Below are 20,687 nucleotides of genomic sequence, written 5' to 3'. Positions count from 1 at the left end.
AAACAGGGGCAGGAGGCGTCAGCCTCCTGCCCTTTTCCGTTACGGTGCGTCCCAGACGATCGGCAGGTTGCGGATCGAGAGCAGCCCCGGAAACACCGCCGTATCCGCGCCGGGCTTGACCCGGAATTCGGGAATGCGCGTGAACCATTCCTCCAGCAGCAGCCGAAGCTCGCGCCGGGCGAGATGGGCGCCAAGACAGATATGGACCCCGCCGACAAAGGTGAAATGGCGGTTCGCCTTGCGTTCGGGATCGAAGGTTCGCGGATCGTCGAATCGCGCGGGATCGAAGTTGCCGGAAGGATTGAGGCAGGCGAACGTGTCGCCCTTGCGGATTTGCACGCCGTGCCACTCGAAATCCTTCGTGGCGGAACGGGACGAGGAGAGGATCGGCTGGGTGCGCAGGAATTCCTCGACCGCCGAGTTGATGATCGCCGGATTCTCGCGGATGCGCTTTTGCAGTTCGGGCTGGAGCGCGAGGCGGCGGAACATCTGCGCGATCGTGGCCGCCACGGTATCGAGCCCGCCCAGCCACAGGAACCAGACCATGCCGATCTTCTCGTCCTCGGTCGGCGCGCGGCCCTCGATCTTTCCGTGCACGATCGAGGAGACGAGATGCTCGTCGGGATGGATTTCCTTCTCGGCGATGAAGGCGCGCAGGAATTCGAGCACGCCGCGCAGCGCCGCTTGCATCTTTTCGAGGTTGCCCGAGTGAAGGATGTCCCACTCCCAGTCCAGGAACTGCTCGAACTTCTCGTCCGGAAAACCCATCAGGCCCATGAAGATGCGCACGGGATAGACCCGTGCGAAATCCCAGGCCATGTCCACTTCGCCCTTGTCCGCCACGGCGTCGATCATCTCGGTGACGACCTTGCGGATGCGGGGTTCCAGTTCGCGGGTGATCCGCGCCGGTGAGAAATAGGGCATCAGGTAGAGCCGGTACTTGGAATGGTCCGGCGGATCGATGGCCAGCGGGATCGACTTGAACGTCTCTCCGATCAACCGCTGGAATTCCGCCGTGCCCGCGTTTGAGAAGTGCGCGTTGTCGGTATAGACGCGCTCGATATCCTCATAGTGGCTGACGACCCAGCTGCCCGCGCGATTGCCGCTGATCGCGCCGAGGCCGTGGCGGGCGGGCGGATTGTAGAGCAGGCGCGGGATTTCAGGGCCGGATAGCCATTCGCAGGGCTCGTAAGGGTCCAGGAGGTCGTTGGGCTGGCCGCCCATGGCAAAGCCGAGGTCCACGATGCGATCCTTCGGAACGTTGTCCGGTGCATCGAAATCGACTCGGATGTCGTCGAGCGTGTGCATCTGTGGCATAGTGTCGTCTCCCGAGGCCATGGATGCCCGGGCATCCTCCCCGCGGCAAGGCGCAGAGACCGATGCGCGCGGCCCGGCAGCGGCTCCTAGGACATTCATCGTCTCGGCGTTGGGCTCTTCGATTGCTTGCAGCCGCTCAGGTTGCGACATGGGTTCCAACACATCTTTTGGGAGATAAGGCCATGGCCGATGGCGACACGAAGGAAATGCAGGAATCTGCACGCAAGTACTGGTCCGCTGAGGGCTACACCAAGGGCGGAGTGATCCGCGAGGTTGACTATTCCACCCAGTCTGGCGGGCTTGATCCCTCGCTGGAAGGCATCAAGATCGTCGATACCGATACCCACCTCAGCGAACCGCCGACGCTGTTCACCGACCGCGCGCCGATCGGCCTGAAGAGCAAGATGCCGTTCGTGAAGCGTGATGCCGATGGGGTGGATCGCTGGTACATTGGCGATCGCAACTGCGGTTCGCTGGGCGGCAACGTGATCCGCAAGGACAACAACAAGCTGCTCGGCCGCCTTGCCTTCCCCACGCTGGAAGAAGCACATCCGGGCGGTCACGAAATCGCCCCGCGCCTTCAGGCGATGGATGACATGGGCGTCTATGCGCAGATTTGCTTCCAGAACTCGGGCGTCACCCAGGCGGGCATGCTGATGACGCTGGGCGATGACGATCTGGCCGTGACCATCATGAAGACGTTCAACGATTTCAACGCCGACTATCAGCGTGAATCGGGCGAACGCCTGTTCCCGATGGCGCACCTGCCGTTCTGGAACAAGGCGGAGATGGAGAAGGAAGCCCGTCGCTGCATCGACATGGGCCTGCGCGGCTTCGTGCTGCCCGATACCCCCGAACGCGTCGGCGTGCCCAGCTTCAACCACGAATACTGGACGCCGTTCCTGGAGATGATCGACGCCGAAGGCATCTCGCTCAACTTCCACCTCAACGCCGCGATCGACCCGAACACGCTGACCTGGGAAGGTTTCCAGTTCGAACAGACGCTGTCGGTGGTGGCGACGATGTTCTCGATCGGCAATGCGGCAACGCTGGGCAACTGGATGGTTTCTGGCCGTCTCGATCGCCACCCGAACCTCAAGATCGGCCTGATCGAAAGCGGCATGGGCTGGGTGCCCTTCGCGGTGGAAGCGCTGGAGCACCAGTTCCAGGAAATGCTGCCCAGCAAGCGCAACGTACTGAAGAAGCAGCCCTGGGACTACTTCCGCGATCACTTCATGTGCACTTTCTGGTTCGAAAAGGTGGCGCCCAAGCTGCTGCTGGAAACCATCGGCGTGGGCAACGTGATGTTCGAAACCGACTTCCCGCACCCCACCTCGCTCTATCCGGGCGTGCAGGCGCACATCAAGGACGTGCTGGGCGGCTACGACTTCGCCACCAAGAAGAAGGTCCTGCAGGACAACGCGGTGCGCTTCTACAAGCTGCCGTTCTAAGGTTCCGGCAAGACCGGGTTCAGGGAAAAAGGCCGGGGCGAGCAATCGCTCCGGCCTTTTCATTTCCAGTCGTTTCGCGGGGCGGATTGCCGCGTTCAGCGGCAGAAGCTCGCGCCGTCGGCTTCCAGGTGGAAGTGATTGCGGTGAGCCTCGTTGTAGTCCGGCCCCAGCGTCGTGCCGAAGCGCTTGCAGGCGCTTTCGTGCACCGTGCGCAGGAAACGGCGCTCGGCCGGGGTTCCGCCGTTCCAGTCTTCCAGCACGCTGATGCGGCGGCCGTCACCCAGCACGAAGGCGGAAACGTCGATGGCATTGGCTATGGCATGGCCGGAGCGGCGGTTGGTGCCCGCGACATTGCGGCAACTGTAGCTGCCGAAGGTCTCGATCCGCACGATGCGGCTTCCCAGGATCTGCTGCGCGGCCCTGTCCACGCCGTAGCGCGTCCAGGCGGCGAAGGGCGTGGCCGTGGCGCATGTCACCGGGCCGAGGTTGGTGACGGTGATCGTGGCATTGTCGGTGTTGAGCGCGGCCAGCTTGACGGTGCCGAGTGTGGCGCAGCCATTGCCGTAGTATTTGTCCGTCACCTGAGTGAACACCGCGTTCTGGTTGCCGAGTGTCGCCATGCACTGGCGCAGTTCGCGCGTGGGCGGCGTTTCCGGGCGTGACGTGGCGGCTGGACGCGAGCCGCGTCCGCGTGGCGGTTCCGGCCGGTCGATACAGCCGCTGAGGACGGCGATCACGGGCAGGGCGAACAGCAATCGGTGCAGCGATTTCATCATCCGGCTCAAGCATCCGGGCCTTGGGTGAACCGGAGCTTACCCGTGCGGGAAGGGCGCGGGAATCGGGCGGTTCGAAGTTTTCCCCCGAATAACCTCTATGCATGAAACCGGCTTTTTCCGCGCAGCGAACCGCCTCGAAAGCCCGCAATCGGGAAACGATCTGGCGCAAGAGGCCGGAGAATCGTTTGACAAATTTCCCGGCCTCTTTAGACGCGGCGCCGGGCCACGCGGTCCCAACGCCGCGCGAGCTCTCTGTAAGGAGAGTCAGAAATGACTGATATTATTAGCGTTCCCGCGCGCAAACCTGCGCGTCCGCACTTCTCTTCCGGTCCTTGCGCCAAGCCGCCCGGATATGCCCCCGAAAAACTGAACACCGAAGCTCTCGGCCGCTCGCACCGCGCCAAGATCGGCAAGACGCGCCTTGCGTATTGCATCGATCTGATGCGCGAAGTTCTGCAGCTGCCCGACACGCATCGCATCGGTATTGTCCCCGGTTCCGATACCGGCGCCTTCGAGATGGCCATGTGGACCATGCTCGGCGCCCGCGGCGTGACCGCGCTGGCCTGGGAAAGCTTCGGTGAGGGCTGGGTTACCGACGCCGTCAAGCAGCTCAAGCTGGAACCCACCGTGTTCCGCGCCGACTATGGCCAGCTGCCCGACCTCGACAAGATCGACTGGTCCGACGACGTGCTCTTCACCTGGAACGGCACCACCTCGGGCGTGCGCGTTCCGGATGCCAACTGGATCCCGGCAGACCGTGAAGGCCTGTCCTTCGCGGACGCCACTTCGGCGGTCTTCGCCTACGACATCGACTGGTCCAAGATCGACGTTGCCACCTTCTCCTGGCAGAAGGTTCTGGGCGGTGAGGGCGGCCACGGCGTCCTGATCCTCGGCCCCCGCGCGGTCGAGCGTCTGGAGAACTATACCCCGGCCTGGCCGCTTCCCAAGGTGTTCCGCCTTGTGTCGAAGGGCAAGCTGGCAGAGGGCGTGTTCAAGGGCGAAACCATCAACACCCCCTCGATGCTCGCCGTCGAGGATGCCATCTTCGCTCTGGAATGGGCCAAGGGTCTCGGCGGTCTCGAAGGGCTGAAGGCCCGTTCGAACGCCAATGCCCACGCGCTGGACAAGATCGTTGCCGAGCGTGACTGGCTGGGCCACCTTGCGGTTGATTCCGGCACGCGTTCGAAGACTTCGGTTTGCCTTACGGTCGAAGGTGCGGATGCAGACTTTATCAAGAAGTTCGCCGCCGTCCTCGAAAAGGAAGGCGCGGCTTACGACGTCGCCGGATACCGCGATGCCCCTGCGGGGCTGCGCATCTGGTGCGGCGCGACCGTGGACACCGCCGACATCGAGGCGCTGGGACCGTGGCTTGACTGGGCCTACGCCACCGTCAAGGCTGCCGCCTGATTTTCAACGTCGTCCCAGCGAAAGCTGGACCGCTTCCAACCGAGTGCCGCGCTTGCGGCCTGCGATCCCAGCCTGCGCTGGGATGACGAGTGAAGGAAAAATTCCATGACCAAGCCCCGCGTCCTCATTTCGGACAAGATGGACCCCAATGCCGCCCGTATCTTCGAGATTCGTGGCTGCGACGTAGACGTCATCACCGGCGAAACGCCCGAGCAGCTGATCGCCCGCATCGGCGACTATGATGGCCTTGCCATCCGTTCGTCGACCAAGGTCACCAAGGAAATCCTCGCCGCCGCGAAGAACCTGAAGGTGATCGGCCGCGCCGGTATCGGCGTCGACAACGTCGATATCCCGGCCGCTTCGGCCCAGGGCGTCGTCGTGATGAACACGCCGTTCGGCAACTCGATCACCACCGCCGAACACGCCATCGCCATGATCTTCGCGCTGGCCCGCCAGATCCCCGAAGCCAACGCCCAGACGCAAGCGGGCCTGTGGCCGAAGAACGGCTTCATGGGCGTTGAAGTCACCGGCAAGACGCTGGGCCTGATCGGCGCCGGCAACATCGGCTCGATCGTCGCCAGCCGCGCGCTGGGCCTGAAGATGAAGGTCGTCGCCTTCGACCCGTTCCTCACCCCGGAACGCGCCGTGGAAATGGGCGTGGAGAAGGCCGATCTCGACACCCTGCTCGAAAAGGCGGACTTCATCACGCTGCACACGCCGCTGACCGATCAGACCCGCAACATCCTCTCGGCCGAGAACCTGGCCAAGACCAAGAAGGGCGTGCGCATCGTCAATTGCGCGCGTGGCGGGTTGATCGACGAAGCCGCGCTCAAGACCATGCTCGACAACGGCCACGTCGCCGGTGCCGCGCTCGACGTGTTCCAGACCGAGCCCGCCAAGGACTCGCCGCTGTTCGGCACGCCGAACTTCATCTGCACTCCGCACCTTGGCGCATCGACCACCGAAGCGCAGGTCAACGTGGCGCTTCAGGTGGCCGAGCAGTTGGCCGACTTCCTGGTCAACGGCGGCGTCACCAACGCGCTCAACATGCCTTCGCTTTCGGCCGAGGAAGCGCCGAAGCTGAAGCCTTACATGAAGCTGGCGGAAATGCTCGGCTCGATGGTCGGCCAACTGACCCGCGATTCGGTTCCCCGCATCTCGATCCACGTCGAAGGCGCGGCTGCCGAACTGAACCAGAAGCCGATCACCGCCGCCGTGCTGGCCGGTTTCATGCGCGTCCAGTCGGACACGGTGAACATGGTCAACGCGCCGTTCCTCGCCAAGGAGCGCGGCCTTGAAGTGCGCGAAGTGAAGACCGAGCGCGAGGGCGACTACCACACGCTGATCCGCGTCTCGGTGAAGACCGAAGCGGGCGAGCGTTCGGTGGCCGGAACCCTGTTCAACAACCGCGAGCCGCGTCTGGTCGAGATGTTCGGCATCAAGGTCGAAGCCGAACTCGCCGGTGACATGATGTACATCGTCAACGAGGACGCGCCGGGCTTCATCGGCCGTATCGGCACCCTGCTGGGCGAAAACGCGATCAACATCGGCACCTTCAACCTCGGTCGCCGCGATACCGGTGGCGAGGCGGTTCTGCTGCTCTCGGTTGACAGCGCCGTGTCGGAAGACGTGCTCAAGGCAGCCACTTCGCTGCCGGGCGTGAAGACCGTTAAGGCGCTCAAGTTCGTCTGATCGGGCGGATTTACAAGCTCCCAACGGAAGGGGCCGGTGCGCAAGTGCCGGCCCCTTTTCCTTTGCGAAAATGTGCCTAAACGGGCTGCTTTCAGCAACCAATCGACAATTCTTCCTCATCCCGCTAAGGCCCCGACCATCATGCAGGACAACGACCGCGATCTCTTGCCCGAAGGACTGGGCGACCGTCTTCCGCAGCAGGCCTGGGCCTCCCAGCAAGTGCGCCGCATCGCGCATGACGTGCTGACCAGCCATGGCTACGAACGCGTCGAGACGCCGCTGATCGAATTCGAAAAGGCGCTCGCCAGCCGCATGGCCGGCGTGCAGGTGCGGCGCATGTTCCGTTTCGTCGATCCGGTGTCGATGCGGATGCTCGCGCTGCGCTCGGACATGACCGCGCAAGTCGCCCGCATCGCCGCCACCGGCCTTGCCGAGGCGCCGCGCCCGCTGCGCCTGTCCTATTCGGGTCAGGTCTGCACCATCAAGGGCGACGGGCTCGACCCGCGCCGCGAACGTCTTCAGCTCGGCGCGGAGCTGATCGGCACCGATTCTGTTGCCGCCGCCGGTGAGATCGTGGAACTGGCGATCGAATCCCTTCGCGCAGCGGGCGCGACCGGGATTTCGGTGGACTTCACGATGCCGGACCTCGTTGACGCGCTGTCGGCGGAAGCGCTGCCGCTGCCCGAGGGCCGGATAGAGGCCGTGCGCCAGATGCTGGACGCCAAGGACGCAGGCGGGCTGGTGGATGTTGGCGGCGAAGCCTATCTGCCACTGCTCTACGCCGTCGGCCCCTTCGCCACCGCGATCGAGCGACTGGCCGCCTTCGATGCCCCGGAGGGTGTCAGCGGCGGCGCGCTGGCCAGCCGGATCGCCGGGCTTCGCGAAATCGCGGCGCGCCTGGGCGACAAGGCGCGCATCACACTCGACCCTTCGGAGCGTCATGGCTTCGAGTACCAGTCGTGGTTCGGCTTCACGATCTATGCCGAGGGTATCTCCGGCAGCCTGGGGCGCGGCGGCACCTATCGCATCCTCGGCCAGACCGGGCACCACCCCGAAGCCGCGACCGGCTTCTCGCTCTATCCGGACCCGCTGGTGGACCTGCTGGCCACCGAGCCGCCGGTGCAGCGCAAGCTGTTCCTGCCGCTGGGGCACGATCTGCGCATCGCCGGGCAGCAGCGCGCGGTGGGCTGGGCCACCGTGGCGGCGCTTTCCGAAAGCGACGATCCGGTCGCGCTGGGCTGTTCGCACTTGTTGGAAGGCGCGGAAGCGATACCGCTGGCCTGAGCGCGCTCTTGACTAGCCGGGGGGCTTGCCCCTAGGGCGCCAACGAAAAGCCGGGGCGCTTCCGCCCTAATGACAATCCATATCGCCGAGTCCTGTCGAAGGGCGTTATTGGATCCACCGAGGCAGGGTGGAGGAGTATATCCATGGCTAACGTAACCGTGATCGGTGCCCAGTGGGGCGATGAGGGCAAGGGCAAGATCGTCGACTGGCTGGCAAGCCGCGCCGATGCCGTGGTCCGCTTCCAGGGTGGCCACAACGCCGGCCACACGCTGGTTGTGGGCGAGCAGGTCTACAAGCTTTCGCTGCTGCCCTCGGGCATCGTCACCGGCACCCTGTCGATCATCGGCAACGGCGTCGTCCTCGACCCCTGGCACCTCAAGTCGGAAGTCGAGAAGCTGCGCGGCCAGGGCGTGGAGATCAATCCCGATAACTTTGCGATCGCGGACAATTGCCCGCTGATCCTGCCGCTTCACCGCGATCTCGACGGTCTGCGCGAATCGGCTGCCGGTTCGGGCAAGATCGGCACCACCGGACGCGGCATCGGCCCGGCTTACGAGGATAAGGTCGGCCGCCGCGCCATCCGCGTCTGCGATCTTGCGCACCTCGATGCGCTTGAGCCGCAGCTCGACCGTCTCTGCGCCCACCACGACGCGCTGCGCGCCGGTTTCGGCCAGCCGCCGGTGGACCGTGAAGCGCTGCTCGCCGAACTGCGCGAGATCGCGCCCTTCGTGCTGCAGTTCTCGCAGCCGGTGTGGAAGCGCCTCAACAAGGTGCGCAAGGCCGGTGCCCGCATCCTGTTCGAAGGCGCGCAGGGCGTGCTGCTCGATGTCGATCACGGCACTTATCCCTTCGTCACCAGCTCGAACACGGTTTCGGGCACGGCGGCTTCGGGTTCGGGCCTCGGTCCTGCGGCGACGGGCTTCGTTCTCGGTATCGTGAAGGCCTACACCACCCGCGTCGGCTCGGGTCCGTTCCCGACCGAGCTGGAAGACGAGACCGGCCAGCGCCTGGGCGAACGCGGCCATGAATTCGGCACCGTCACCGGCCGCAAGCGCCGTTGCGGCTGGTTCGACGCGGTGCTGACCCGCCAGTCCTGCGCGATCTCGGGCGTGACCGGCATCGCTCTCACCAAGCTCGACGTTCTCGACGGCTTCGAGAAGGTGAAGATCTGCACCGGCTACCGCCTCCACGGCAAGGTTCTGGACTATTTCCCGAGCCACGCCGCCGATCAGGCCAATGTCGAGCCGATCTACGAGGAAATGGACGGCTGGCAGGGCACCACCGCCGGCGCCCGTTCCTGGGCCGATCTGCCCGCACAGGCGATCAAGTACATCCAGCGCGTGCAGGAACTGATCGAAACCCCGGTGGCACTGGTTTCGACCAGCCCCGAGCGCGAGGATACCATCCTCGTGCGCGATCCCTTCCAGGACTGATCCGGTGCGGCGCGGGTCCAGACTCGCGCCGCTCCTGCTACTGCTCGGTATCGGCGCCGCCGACGCCGAGCCTGCGCCGCCGCTTCCCGAAATTGACCTGATCCGCGTGCGCAAGGCGGCGCGGTTCATGGAACTCTGGTCCGGCGACCGGCTCGTTCACAGGATCGAGCATATCCAGCTGGGCGACGAGCCGACCGGCCCCAAGCGCTTCGAGGGCGACGAGCGAACCCCCGAGGGGCGCTACGAGATCGACTGGGGCAACCCTGCCAGCGCCTATCACCTCTCGCTCCACATCTCCTATCCCGGCCCGCAGGACCGCGCCTATGCACAGGCGCGCGGGCGTTCGCCGGGCGGGATGATCATGATTCACGGGCAGCCCAACTCCCTGCCGCAAGGCCGGGTGCCGGGCGACTGGACCGATGGGTGCATCGCCGTTTCCAATGACGAGATCGAATTCCTCTGGGAATCGGTCGGCGATGGAACCGCGATAGAGATCCTGCCCTGATCGCGCCGATGCAGCCATTGTGGCTGCGATGTCCGCGCGATTTCGCCCGGGATACGCCGTGTCGAGGCTGTCTTGCGTTTTAAGAAATTTAATCCTGCACTATGGATGTGTACGGGGAATCGGGGAGCCGTTGCCGGGATTCGGCCAGGTGAGGCTCGCGCGCCCTTTCGCGACCGGTTCGCACGGCAGGACTATCTGCCGGGAGCCGGTCTCTGGTTCAACATTGCCGCCCTTGCGACGGGGCGGCGCGGTCGGAACGCCTCCTCGATGCTCCCGCAAACCATCCTGAACGACGAGCAGGGCCGCCTTGCCGCCCTGCAGAACCTCGACGTGCTCGACAGCGAGCCGGAGGAGGCTTTCGAGCATGTCGTCTCTCTGGTGCGGGCCGTGCTTCGCGTGCCGATGGCCGCCGTCACGCTGGTCGATGCCGACCGCCAGTGGTTCAAGGCGCGCAGCGGGCTGGACGTTTCGGAAACGCCGCGCAGCGTCTCGTTCTGCACGCATGCGATCCAGCAGACCGCACCGTTCCTGATCTCCGATGCCCGGCTCGACGCGCGCTTTGCCGACAATCCTTTCGTGGCGACCGAGCCCGGCGTGCGCAGCTATGCCGGTATTCCGCTGCTGACGCCGGAGGGCTACAACGTTGGCGTGCTCTGCGCGATCGACGACAAGGTGCGCGATTTCAACGAAGCCGAAGTGGCGATCCTCTCCAATTTCGCCCGTATCGTCATGAACGAGCTGGAACTGCGCCGCATCGCCGAGCGGGACCAGCTTACCGGGGCGCTGACCCGGCGCGGTTTCGTGGACAAGGCGAAGCAGGAGATGACCCGCTTCCAGCGCTACGGCCGTCCGTGCTGCCTCGTGCTGATCGATCTCGACCACTTCAAGCGGGTGAACGACACGCATGGCCATCCGGCCGGAGACGCGGTCCTGCGCGAAATGGCGGCGACGGTGGTTGGCTCGACGCGGCCGGTCGATTTCCTCGGCAGGCTCGGCGGCGAGGAGTTTGCCGTTCTCCTGCCGGAAACCGAACCGTCCGATGCTCTTGCGGCGGTGGAGCGGTTTCGAGAGACGCTTGCCGCCCGTGACATTACGCTGCCGGGCGGCGGCACGATCCGTGTCACGGCCAGCTTCGGCATCGCCCCGCTGAATGCGGCGATCGCCAGTGTCGAGGACTGGCTCGCGGCGGCAGATGGACCGCTTTACGCCGCGAAGCGGGGCGGACGGAACCGCTGCGAGCTCTTGCATTGAGGACAGGCAGGGGTCTGGCCCCTGCCTGTCCCGATGTTTCTCAATCGAACCGGAACGCCGAGATCGCCGTCTTGAGCACGATATCGGAGTAGACTTTTTCCCCGGCGCCCTGTGCGGCACCTGCAGCCACCATCAGCGGCAGCAGGTGTTCCTCGCGCGGGTGCGAGAACCGCCCTCCGGGAGCATCCGCCCAGCGCGACAGGGCCTTGGCCCGGTCATCCGGTCCGGCTTCGGCAGCCTCGGTCAGCCACTCGTCGAATGCCAGCGAAGGTGCGGTCGAGGCCGGATTGCCGTAGCCGCGCATGTTGTGGAAGCTCATGCCCGATCCCAGGATCAGCACGCCTTCGTCGCGCAGCGGGGCGAGGGCCTGCCCGGCGGCGAGGTGCATTGCCGGATCGAGCGAACGGTCCAGCGACATCTCCACGACAGGGACATCCGCAGCGGGCCACGCCACCTTTAGTGGAACGAACACCCCGTGGTCGTACCCGCGCTGCGGATCGGCGGCTGCCGCGAAGCCGGCCTCGCGCAGGAGCAGGCTCGCGCGGGCTGCCAGCCAGGGTGAGCCGGGGGCATCGAAGCGCAGCTCGTAAGTGTGCTGCGGAAAGCCGTAGTAGTCGTAAAGCAGCGCGGGTCGCTCGGCGCCGGTGAAGGCGAAGCCGTCCGTTTCCCAGTGCCCGGACACCACGAGGATCGCCTTGGGCGCTTCGGGCAGGCGGGCGGGCAGGCCGCGCAGGAACTCGGCCATCGTTTCCCAGTTGCCTTGCGGGTCCGGCATGAAGAAGCAGGGGCCGCCGCCGTGGGGAATGAAGAAGCTGGGTTGGCGGGTCATGGTGCGTGTTCCTTTCAGCGCCGCGTGGGGATCAGTGCATGAGCACCGTCTCCGATCAGGGCGAGGACGAAGAGGGTGATCGACCAGAAGGCGGGATATTCCCAGCCGCCACCCTTGGAATCGAAGAAGAAGCCGTTGGCTCCATGCACCATCACGATGGTGCCGAGCAGCAGCGGGATCAAGGCCAGCGCAACGACGCGGGCATAGATGCCCAGGATCAGCGCAAGGCCGCCGAGAAGTTCGGCCGCCATCGTCACATAGGCAAGGCCGCCGGGAAGGCCGAGACTGCCAAAGAACGCGGCGGTTCCGGCGGGCGTAAAGACGAACAGCTTAAGCGCGAAATGGGCGAGGAACACTGTGCCGAGCGTGACGCGCAGGACGAAGGCGCCGTAAGGTGCGGTCTGGGGGGAGGGGATCGTCGAAGGCTGGTTCATGGGGGGCTTCCTTTCGAGAGCCGATCTAGACCTTCTCCTGATTGGTGATAATCATGCAGTTTGTTGAATGACTTTGTATCAAGGGTGTTGAATGGACCGGCTGAAGGGCATCGAGGTTTTCGTCAAGGCGATCCGTCTGGGCGGCCTTTCGGCAGCGGCGCGCGATCTCTCGATGTCTCCGGCGATGGCGGCCAAGCACCTCAATGCGCTGGAACAGCGCCTCGGCGCGACCCTGGCGAACCGCACGACGCGCCGCCTTGCGCTTACCGAAGTGGGGGCTGCCTATCTCGACAAGGCCGAGCGCGTGCTGGCGGAACTGGAGGATGCCGATGCGGAGGCCATGGCCCAGTCCGCGGCGGTGGAGGGGCTGCTGCGCGTCTCGGGGCCGGCCGCTTTCGGCAGCGCCTACCTCGTCGATCTCGTTACCGCGTTCCACGAACGCCATCCTGCCGTCACCGTGGAACTGGGGCTGAACGACCGTGTGGTCGACCTGCTGGAGGAGCGTTGGGATGTCGCCGTGCGCATCGGCCGACTGGCGGACAGCAATCTCGTCGCCCGCAAGCTCGCGCCCGTGCGGATGGCGATCTGTGCTTCGCCCGCCTATCTCGGAAGGCGCGGGACGCCGCATTCGCTGGACGATCTGGCAGGGCATGACTGCCTCGGCTACACGCTGGGCAACGAGACCGGCACCACGCGCTGGGGCTTCGGCCGCGACGGCAGCCGCGCGGTGGCGGTGCGCGGCTCGCTCCATGCGAACAACGGGCAGGTTCTTGCCCAGGCGGCGGTGGCGGGCATGGGCCTCGTCTACGGCCCGCGCTTCTTCGTGGATCGCGCCATCGGCGATGGGCGACTGGTGGAACTGGACCTGGGAGCGGAGCTGCTGGATCTCGGCGCCGTTCACGCCGTCACGCACCGGACGCGGCGCCCTGCGGCCAAGACCCGCGCGTGGATCGATTTCCTTGTGCAGAGACTGCGGCCATGGCGCAGGACTGGTAGTTCGGCAGCCGTTGCGATCGTTCCACCGTCAATCGATCAGGACGTTGCCCTCGGGATCATGGACCGTCGCCGCCAGCCCCAGCCATTCGGACAGCGACTTGTGGTCTTTGGCGACGCCCGGGCTGTAGAGCGGGCGCATGGAATCGCCGAGCGTAAGGATCAGCTTTCCGTCCTCGCTGCGGATTGAACTGCGCGCGAGGCCCTGCGCGGTGCAGCCGGTCAGGCGGCGACAGAGGCGCACGGCAAGGCCCCAGCCGATTGCGCGGTCAAGGTCTTCCTGAACGGCGAGCCGGGTGAACTGCTCGGGCACTTCGGTCTGGCCGGAATTGGCGAAGACGGTCATCGCCATCATCCCGCGCCCGTGCATGTCGAGGCCGATCCAGCGTTTGCGCAGAGCCCAGGTCATGGCTTCCTCGGTGCGCAGGTTCGGTTCGGTGCGCATGGCGGCGAGGGCGAGTAGGCCGGAAGCCTGTCGCAACTGGCGATCCTGCGGTTCTTCGCGGCAGACCGGCGCGGTCCAGCGGGCGAGGGCCATGGCATCCTCGGCGGTGACGCGGGCCGAGGCGGAGAAGCCGGCAACGCTGGCTAGCATCGGGTCCTGCGCCTGGATTTCGGCCGGAAGCTGGGCGTGAAGAAGCCCCTCGCGCAGGCCCCAGGATGAAAACACCAGCTTGGAGGGTTCCAGCCGGGTAATAACCTCGACCATCAGCGCGGCGGCGTCCGGCAGGCTGGCGAGGCGTGAACCGGAGATGCGCGGATCGACGTCGTTCAGCTTGCCCTTCGCGAAGATGCGGGCGAGGCGCAGGGCTTCGGCCGCGTCCAGCTCGAAGCCGTGCGGATCGTCCACCGGGAAGTCGAGCGCGCGCATGGCCTGAAGCGCCAGCGCACGCCAGGAACCGCCGACGATATAGAGCGGCTGTCCGCGGCCCTTGTTCCATCCCGCCTTCTGGAGGCGGCTTTGCACGGTTTCGGAAAACGCTGCCTCGCCGGCTGCGCGAAGGTCCGGCAGGCGCAGGGTGCCGAGCGGGAGAGTGATGCCGCCGTTGCTCACGCCATCGGCGATCTCCACCAGTTCGAGGCTGCCGCCACCGAGATCGGCCGCGATGCCGCGAGCGCCGGGGAAGGCCGCGATCACGCCGGTGGCGCTGGCGCGGGCTTCCTCCTCGCCCGAAAGCAGGCGGGGTTCGAGCCCGAGCTGGCGCACGGCGTCAAGGAATTCCTTGCCGTTCGAAGCGTCCCGCGCCGCGGCGGTCGCCACGCATTCGACATCCTTCACATCCAGCAGGCGGAGTAGCCCGGCAAACCGGCCAAGCGCGACGAGCGCGGTCTTCATCGCCTTTTCGGAGATCGCCCTGGTCTTCCCGAGATCGCGCCCGAGCCGGGCGTTCACTTTCTCGTTCAGGACGACGACCGGCGCACGGGGCGGCCCGTTGTATACGACGAGGCGCACCGTGTTCGAGCCGATGTCGATGATGGCGCGCTTTTCGCTGCTGTGGCTGATGCCGATCATTCCGTTCAGACGTATCGCATAGGCCCGGGTTCCGGGCGACCTGCGTTCCCTATGTCAGATATTACCGCGTCTTAGCGAGAGCTTTGGTACCTTTCGTCCACTGGCGAGTGAAGCGCCGCGGCCCGAGAGGGACGGGTTCGTCATGAAATAACGGTGGAGATTGAACGGGTTGTCGCTCTCGCCCACCCGTTCCGAGGTGCCGTCCGGATGCAGGATCCAAGACTGTTCGGTATCGAGCAGATTGGCCAGCATGACCTGATCGAGCACCTGATCGTGCACCGTCTTGTTGGTGATCGGCACCATGACCTCGACGCGGCGGTCGAGATTGCGACTCATGGCGTCGGCCGAAGTGATGAAGACCCTGGCGCGGCGATTGGGAAGTTCGGCGCCATTGGCGAAGGCCCAGATGCGGCAATGTTCGAGGAACCGGCCGATCACGGATTTCACCGTGATATTCTCGGAAAGGCCGGTGATGCCGGGGCGCAGGCAGCAGATGCCGCGCACCACGAGGTCGATCTCCACGCCGGCCTCGCTGGCGGCGTAGAGCCGGTCGATCAGGTCCGGGTCGGTAAGCGAGTTGAGCTTGGCCCAGATCGTGGCGGGCTTGCCGGCACGGGCATTCTCGATCTCGCCGTCGATGCATTCGTACAAGGTCGAGCGCAGGGAGATCGGCGAGATGACAGGCACTCCGTCACCTTGGGCTCGACATAGCCGGTGATGAAGTTGAAGAGCTTGCCCACATCACGGCCGATCGCGGGATCGGCGTGAAATAGGACAGGTCGGTATAGATGCGCGCGGTGATCGGGTGATAGTTGCCCGTGCCGAAGTGGCAGTAGGTGCGATAGCCATCGCCTTCGCGGCGCACGATCATCGAGACCTTGGCGTGCGTCTTCCAGTCCACGAATCCGTAGATCACCTGGACGCCCGCACGTTCGAGCTGGCTGGCCCAGAGCAGGTTCTGCTCCTCGTCGAAACGGGCCTTCAACTCGACGACGGCCGTGACCGACTTGCCCTGTTCGGCCGCATAGATGAGCGCGGAAATGATCGCGGACTGCTTGCCCGCGCGGTAGAGCGTCTGCTTGATCGCCACGACGTCGGGGTCGCGGGCGGCCTGGCGCAGATAGTCGATCACCACCTCGAAGCTTTCGTAGGGGTGCTGTACGACGATGTCCTTCTCGCGGATGGCGGCGAAGATGTCGCCGTCATGCTCGAGGATGCGCTCGGGATAGCGGGGGGTATAGGGTTCGAACTTGAGCTCGGGGCGGTCCTCGTCGCAGATCACGGAAAGGCCGGAGAAGCCGATCAGCCCCTCGGTCTTCATGATGAGCGCCTTGTCGAGGCCGAGCTGGTTGCGCAGCAGTTCCTCGGCCGAGGGATCGAAGGCGCCCTGCAACTGGAGCACGATCACGAGCCCGCGTCGGCGGCGCTGGATCGCGGTGCGATAATAGCGCACGAGATCCTCGGCATCTTCCTCGATCTCGATGTCGCTGTCGCGCAGGATGCGGAACACGCCGTGGCCGTTCACCCCGAAGCCGGGGAACAGCTGGTCGGCATTGCGGCAGATCAGGTCCTCGATCGAGATCCAGGCCGCTTCCTCGCCCGGAATGCGCACGAAGCGCGGCAGCGGCGCGGGGATCAGCACCATTTCCATGACGGGCGCATCGTCGGCAAGGCGGGTCAGCGCGAAGAGCACGCCGATGCCCTGGTTGGCCACGAAGGGGAAAGGGTGCGCCGGGTCGATCGCCTGCGGGGTGATGACCGGCATGACATGTTCGAGGAAATATTCGCGCTGCCATGCCTCGCGCTCGGCATCGAGACGCTCGTCACCGATGACGCGGATGCCTTCCTCGGCAAGCTGGACCTTCAGGCCCGCCCAGGTTTCCTGCTGGATCTGTTCGAGCTGCAGCACTTTCTCGTGCGTTGCGGCGATGGCCTGCGACGGGGTGAGGCCGTCGATCGAGATTTCCTCGATCTGGCGGCGCACCTGGCCGGCGAGCCCGGCGACGCGCACCATCAGGAATTCATCGATGTTGCTGCCCGAGATGGACAGGAAGCGGAGTCGTTCGAGCAGCGGATAGTTCGGATTGGTCGCTTCGGCGAGAACGCGTTCGTTGAACGCGAGCCAGCTCTGCTCGCGATTGAAGAAGCGGGCGGGCAGGGTGGAAAGCTGCGCGATCTCGCAGGTTTCCTGTTCTTCGGGTGTTTCGCGAATTTCGAGCATATCCTTGGTTTTCACGTCTGCTCCGTCCTAGGCGATTGCCCTTGCATGCCACGATGACAGTTTGGCGGCAATCACGACGATCCTCGGGCAATATTGTCTTATACGCAATTTCATCGTCATGCGGGCGTCAATCGTTGGAACATCGTTGCAGTGCAGCATTGTTTCAAGCACAGTCGCTTTCGATGATAAAGGCGGCCCTCCACCATCTCACGCGCTACCGCTATTCGCGGCGAGTGCGCCTCGGTCCCCAGCTGATCCGGCTTCGCCCGGCGCCGCACAGCCGCACGGCGGTGCCCAACTATTCGCTGAAGATCAGTCCGCCGGAACATTTCCTCAACTGGCAGCAGGACCCCCATGGCAACTGGCAGGCGCGGGTGGTGTTCCCCGATCCGGTCGATCATTTTTCGATCGAAGTGGATCTGCTGGCCGAACTGGCGGTCATCAATCCGTTCGATTTCTTCGTGGAGCCGGAGGCGGAGAATTATCCCTTCGTTTATCCCGAAACCCTGAAATCGGACCTCGCCGCCTATTTCGAGGTGGAGGAGCAGGGCGAGCTGTTCGAATCGCTGGTGGCCTCCCACGCCGGGTACTCGGGGCGCACGGTCGATTTCCTCGTCGATATCAATCACAGGCTGCAGCAGCGCATCGGCTACGTGATCCGCATGGAAACGGGGGTCATGACCCCCGAGGAAACGCTGGGCGCCGGTATCGGTTCATGCCGGGATTCGGCCTGGCTCCTGGTGCAGTTGCTGCGCCGCCTCGGCTTTGCGGCGCGCTTCGTCTCGGGCTATTCGATCCAGCTCGTCGCCGACGTGATCCCGAAGGACGGCCCCAAGGGCGTGATGGAGGACGTGACCGACCTTCACGCCTGGGCCGAAGCCTATGTGCCCGGCGCGGGCTGGATCGCGCTTGACGCCACCTCCGGCATGTTCGCGGGAGAGGGGCATATTCCGCTCTGCGCGGCGCCGCACTACAGGTCCGCCACGCCGATCGAGGGCATGGCGGAGCCGGCCGAAGTCGAATTCCACTTCGAGATGGGCGTCAGCCGCATTGCCGAGGCGGTACGCATCACCAAGCCCTTCACCGAGGAGCGCTGGCAGGCCCTGCTCGACCTGGGCGACCGGGTGGATGCGGACCTTGACGCTGCCGGCGCCAATCTGACGATGGGCGGGGAGCCGACCTTCATCGCCGATACCGATTTCGAGGCGGGCGAATGGAACGGCGATGCCGTGGGCCCGACCAAGGCGGCCTATGCGGACAAGCTGATCCGCCTTCTGCGCGAGAAGTTCGCGCCGGGATCGCTGCTGCATTACGGGCAGGGCAAGTGGTATCCGGGCGAGAGCCTGCCGCGTTGGGGATTCTCGATCTACTGGCGCAAAGACGGCACGCCGATCTGGCGCGACCCTTCGCTGATCGCGGACGAGAAGCCACGCGCCCGGGATGCAGAGGCGGAACCCGTGCCGACCGTCGATGTCGCCGTGGCCGAGACGCTGCTGCGCGAGACGGCGCGGGGGCTGGGCGTGGAGCAGAGCTTCGTCCAGCCGGTCTACGAGGATACCGGGGAATGGGCGGAGAAGGAGGCGGAGCTTCCGTTCAACGTCACCCCGCTCGATCCCAAGGTCGATGACGAGGAACTGGCCCGTCGTTTCGTGCGGACCTACCGGCGCGGGCTCGACAAGGCGGTGGGCTATGTCCTGCCGGTGCAGCGCTGGAATGCGGCCGATCTTTCGGTGCCGCGCTGGAAGAGCGAACGCTGGCGGGTACGCAAGGAGGTGCTGACGGCCGTGCCGGGCGATTCGGCCCTGGGCTACCGGCTTCCGCTGGGATCGCTGCCCTATGTGCCGCCTTCCGACTATCCCTATATCCACCCCCGCGATACGGCCGAGCCGCTTTCACCGCTCGCCGATTTCCGGGAGCAGGTGGTCGAACGCGGCCATGACACGCGCGAAGCTGCCGCCGATCGCCATGGTCTGCGCGTGCAGCAGGTGGAGCAGGCCGAAGGAGGCCACGCCGCACAGGACGTGGTCGAGCAGCAGATCATCGAGGGTGCGGTGCGCACCGCGATCACCGTGGAGCCGCGCGGAGATTATCTCGCGGTGTTCATTCCGCCGACCGAGCGGCTGGAGGACTATCTCGAACTCGTGGCCGCAGTCGAGGTGGTGGCAGAGACCCACGGCATGCCGATCCGGATCGAAGGCTATCCGCCGCCGCCGGATCCGCGCCTGCAGGTCCTGAAGATCACCCCCGATCCCGGCGTGATCGAAGTGAACATCCACCCGTCGGCATCGTGGCGAGAGACGGTGGAAATCACCGAAACCCTTTACGACTGCGCGCGCGAAGTGGGGCTGACTGCCGACAAGTTCATGGTGGACGGTCGCTCGATCGGCACGGGCGGCGGCAATCACATCGTGCTGGGCGGGCCGAGCCTGCTCGAAAGCCCGTTCATTCGCCGGCCGGACCTGCTCAAGAGCTTCGTGACCTACTGGCAGCGCCACCCATCGCTCAGCTATCTGTTCTCGGGCCTGTTCATCGGCCCGACCAGCCAGGCGCCCCGTATCGACGAGGCGCGGCATGACGCGCTCTACGAACTCGAAATCGCGCTTGCGCAAGTGCAGGGCCCGGTTCCCGGAGCCGGGGAAGCCGACCTTCCGCCGCCCTGGGTGGTGGACCGCCTGTTCCGCAACCTGCTGGTCGATGTCACCGGCAACACGCACCGCACCGAAATCTGCATCGACAAGATGTTCAGCCCCGACGGGCCGACCGGGCGTCTCGGCCTTGTCGAGTTCCGCGGCTTCGAGATGCCGCCGGATGCGAAGATGAGCCTGGCGCAGCAGCTCCTGCTGCGTGCGCTTGCGGCATGGTTCTGGAAGGAACCGCAGGGCGGATCGCTGGTGCGCTGGGGTACGCAGCTCCACGACAGGTTCATGCTGGGCCACTTCGTCTGGGCCGATTTCCTCGACGTGCTTGGCGACCTTTCGCGGGCGGGATACCGGTTCGATCCGGCCTGGTTCGAGGCGCAGCGCATGTTCCGTTTCCCGGTCCACGGCGAAGTGGAAGGCGGGGGCGTGAGCCTTGAAATCAGCCATGCGCTCGAACCCTGGAACGTCCTTGGCGAAACCGGGGCCATCGGCGGCACGGTGCGCTATGTCGACAGTTCGACCGAACGGTTGCAGGTGAGGGCGACGGGCCTGGTACCCGGCCGCCATGTCATTTCCTGCAACGGCCGGCGCGTGCCGCTGACCGTGACCGGGCCGGGCGAAGGGGTGGGCGGTGTGCGCTACAAGGCGTGGGCGCCGGCCGAGTGCCTGCACCCCATGCTGGCGTCCAATGCCCCGCTAACGTTCGACATCTTCGACTTGTGGAACAATCGGTCGCTGGGAGGCTGCGTCTATCACGTCGCGCATCCCGGAGGCCGCAATTACGACGATGTGCCGATCAACGGCTACGAGGCCGAAGCCCGGCGCAAGGCGCGGTTCCAGCCGCACGGACATTCTCCGGGGCCCCTGGCGGTGCCGCCGGAAGAAGCACCGGGCGAATTCCCGTATTCGCTGGACCTTCGCCGCCCGCCGCGCGTAGTCTGA

At 65.3% G+C, this 20,687-nt stretch carries 13 protein-coding genes and 2 pseudogenes; 9 read left to right on the top strand and 6 right to left on the bottom strand.

Translation table 11 applies throughout. The features are described 5' to 3' along the window. Window positions 1-39: 39 nt before the first annotated feature. Window positions 40-1,317, bottom strand: a complete 1,278-nt coding sequence (locus ADT71_RS09040) for a cytochrome P450 (protein ID WP_054436326.1) — start codon at window positions 1,315-1,317, stop codon at window positions 40-42. Window positions 1,318-1,499: 182 nt separating this feature from the next. Between ADT71_RS09040 and ADT71_RS09035 the strand changes: the two genes are divergently transcribed. Continuing rightward, window positions 1,500-2,768 (top strand): amidohydrolase family protein, encoded by a 1,269-nt coding sequence (locus ADT71_RS09035; RefSeq protein WP_054436325.1) that lies wholly within the window; start codon window positions 1,500-1,502, stop codon window positions 2,766-2,768. Window positions 2,769-2,863: 95 nt separating this feature from the next. Here ADT71_RS09035 and ADT71_RS09030 read toward each other — a convergent pair whose 3' ends face one another. Continuing rightward, entirely contained in the window at window positions 2,864-3,541 is a 678-nt protein-coding gene (locus ADT71_RS09030) for an extensin family protein (protein WP_132469291.1), read from the bottom strand. Between the two features lie 273 nt (window positions 3,542-3,814). Between ADT71_RS09030 and ADT71_RS09025 the strand changes: the two genes are divergently transcribed. The 6 genes from ADT71_RS09025 (at window position 3,815) to ADT71_RS09000 (ending at window position 11,116) form a co-directional block, all read left to right on the top strand. Next, window positions 3,815-4,951, top strand: a complete 1,137-nt coding sequence (locus tag ADT71_RS09025; protein ID WP_054436323.1) for a phosphoserine transaminase — start codon at window positions 3,815-3,817, stop codon at window positions 4,949-4,951. 105 nt (window positions 4,952-5,056) lie between these two features. Next, window positions 5,057-6,643 carry a phosphoglycerate dehydrogenase gene (gene serA, locus ADT71_RS09020; protein ID WP_054436322.1) on the top strand — a complete coding sequence of 529 codons (1,587 nt, stop codon included), beginning with the start codon at window positions 5,057-5,059 and terminating at the stop codon, window positions 6,641-6,643. 141 nt (window positions 6,644-6,784) lie between these two features. Next, a complete protein-coding gene (locus ADT71_RS09015; RefSeq protein WP_054436321.1) occupies window positions 6,785-7,927 on the top strand; it encodes an ATP phosphoribosyltransferase regulatory subunit in 1,143 nt (380 codons plus the stop codon). A 143-nt stretch (window positions 7,928-8,070) separates the two neighbouring features. Then, window positions 8,071-9,360: an adenylosuccinate synthase gene (locus tag ADT71_RS09010; RefSeq protein WP_054436320.1), complete on the top strand. Its 1,290-nt coding sequence runs from the start codon at window positions 8,071-8,073 to the stop codon at window positions 9,358-9,360. Window positions 9,361-9,364: 4 nt separating this feature from the next. Beyond that, window positions 9,365-9,865, top strand: a complete 501-nt coding sequence (locus tag ADT71_RS09005; RefSeq protein ID WP_054436319.1) for a murein L,D-transpeptidase family protein — start codon at window positions 9,365-9,367, stop codon at window positions 9,863-9,865. A 267-nt stretch (window positions 9,866-10,132) separates the two neighbouring features. Then, window positions 10,133-11,116, top strand: coding sequence for a sensor domain-containing diguanylate cyclase (locus tag ADT71_RS09000; RefSeq protein ID WP_054436341.1), 984 nt, complete (start codon window positions 10,133-10,135; stop codon window positions 11,114-11,116). A 40-nt stretch (window positions 11,117-11,156) separates the two neighbouring features. On the opposite strand, the gene ADT71_RS08995 is transcribed toward ADT71_RS09000, so the two are convergent. Together ADT71_RS08995 and ADT71_RS08990 are read right to left on the bottom strand one after the other, a co-directional pair. Further along, the gene (locus tag ADT71_RS08995) at window positions 11,157-11,945 is read right to left on the bottom strand and encodes a class III extradiol ring-cleavage dioxygenase (protein ID WP_054436318.1); all 789 of its coding nucleotides are present in this window, start codon (window positions 11,943-11,945) and stop codon (window positions 11,157-11,159) included. 14 nt (window positions 11,946-11,959) lie between these two features. Further along, window positions 11,960-12,379, bottom strand: a complete 420-nt coding sequence (locus tag ADT71_RS08990) for a DoxX family protein (RefSeq protein WP_054436317.1) — start codon at window positions 12,377-12,379, stop codon at window positions 11,960-11,962. A gap of 91 nt (window positions 12,380-12,470) precedes the next feature. Here ADT71_RS08990 and ADT71_RS30215 point away from each other — a divergent pair. Continuing rightward, a pseudogene (locus ADT71_RS30215) lies at window positions 12,471-13,292 on the top strand (LysR family transcriptional regulator); the annotation flags it as partial. A gap of 111 nt (window positions 13,293-13,403) precedes the next feature. Here ADT71_RS30215 and ADT71_RS08980 read toward each other — a convergent pair. Together ADT71_RS08980 and ADT71_RS08975 are read right to left on the bottom strand one after the other, a co-directional pair. Further along, the gene (locus tag ADT71_RS08980; protein WP_054436315.1) at window positions 13,404-14,885 is read right to left on the bottom strand and encodes a Ppx/GppA family phosphatase; all 1,482 of its coding nucleotides are present in this window, start codon (window positions 14,883-14,885) and stop codon (window positions 13,404-13,406) included. Between the two features lie 54 nt (window positions 14,886-14,939). Next, a pseudogene (locus tag ADT71_RS08975) lies at window positions 14,940-17,106 on the bottom strand (RNA degradosome polyphosphate kinase). A 182-nt stretch (window positions 17,107-17,288) separates the two neighbouring features. On the opposite strand from ADT71_RS08975, the gene ADT71_RS08970 reads away from it, so the two are divergent. Continuing rightward, window positions 17,289-20,687, top strand: coding sequence for a DUF2126 domain-containing protein (locus ADT71_RS08970; RefSeq protein ID WP_054436314.1), 3,399 nt, complete (start codon window positions 17,289-17,291; stop codon window positions 20,685-20,687).

Origin of the sequence: Novosphingobium sp. ST904, assembly GCF_001298105.1 — a bacterium.
Lineage (GTDB): Bacteria > Pseudomonadota > Alphaproteobacteria > Sphingomonadales > Sphingomonadaceae > Novosphingobium.
Note: the sequence above shows the minus strand (reverse complement) of the source record. Positions and strands in the feature narration are given on the sequence as shown.

Bases quoted from the DNA above. Each gene is read 5' to 3' on its own strand.
- ADT71_RS09040 (WP_054436326.1), bottom strand. From the start codon at position 1,317: ATGCCACAGATGCACACGCTCGACGACATCCGAGTCGATTTCGATGCA.
- ADT71_RS09035 (WP_054436325.1), top strand. From the start codon at position 1,500: ATGGCCGATGGCGACACGAAGGAAATGCAGGAATCTGCACGCAAGTAC.
- ADT71_RS09030 (WP_132469291.1), bottom strand. From the start codon at position 3,541: ATGAAATCGCTGCACCGATTGCTGTTCGCCCTGCCCGTGATCGCCGTC.
- ADT71_RS09025 (WP_054436323.1), top strand. From the start codon at position 3,815: ATGACTGATATTATTAGCGTTCCCGCGCGCAAACCTGCGCGTCCGCAC.
- serA (WP_054436322.1), top strand. From the start codon at position 5,057: ATGACCAAGCCCCGCGTCCTCATTTCGGACAAGATGGACCCCAATGCC.
- ADT71_RS09015 (WP_054436321.1), top strand. From the start codon at position 6,785: ATGCAGGACAACGACCGCGATCTCTTGCCCGAAGGACTGGGCGACCGT.
- ADT71_RS09010 (WP_054436320.1), top strand. From the start codon at position 8,071: ATGGCTAACGTAACCGTGATCGGTGCCCAGTGGGGCGATGAGGGCAAG.
- ADT71_RS09000 (WP_054436341.1), top strand. From the start codon at position 10,133: ATGCTCCCGCAAACCATCCTGAACGACGAGCAGGGCCGCCTTGCCGCC.
- ADT71_RS08995 (WP_054436318.1), bottom strand. From the start codon at position 11,945: ATGACCCGCCAACCCAGCTTCTTCATTCCCCACGGCGGCGGCCCCTGC.
- ADT71_RS08990 (WP_054436317.1), bottom strand. From the start codon at position 12,379: ATGAACCAGCCTTCGACGATCCCCTCCCCCCAGACCGCACCTTACGGC.
- ADT71_RS08980 (WP_054436315.1), bottom strand. From the start codon at position 14,885: ATGATCGGCATCAGCCACAGCAGCGAAAAGCGCGCCATCATCGACATC.
- ADT71_RS08970 (WP_054436314.1), top strand. From the start codon at position 17,289: ATGATAAAGGCGGCCCTCCACCATCTCACGCGCTACCGCTATTCGCGG.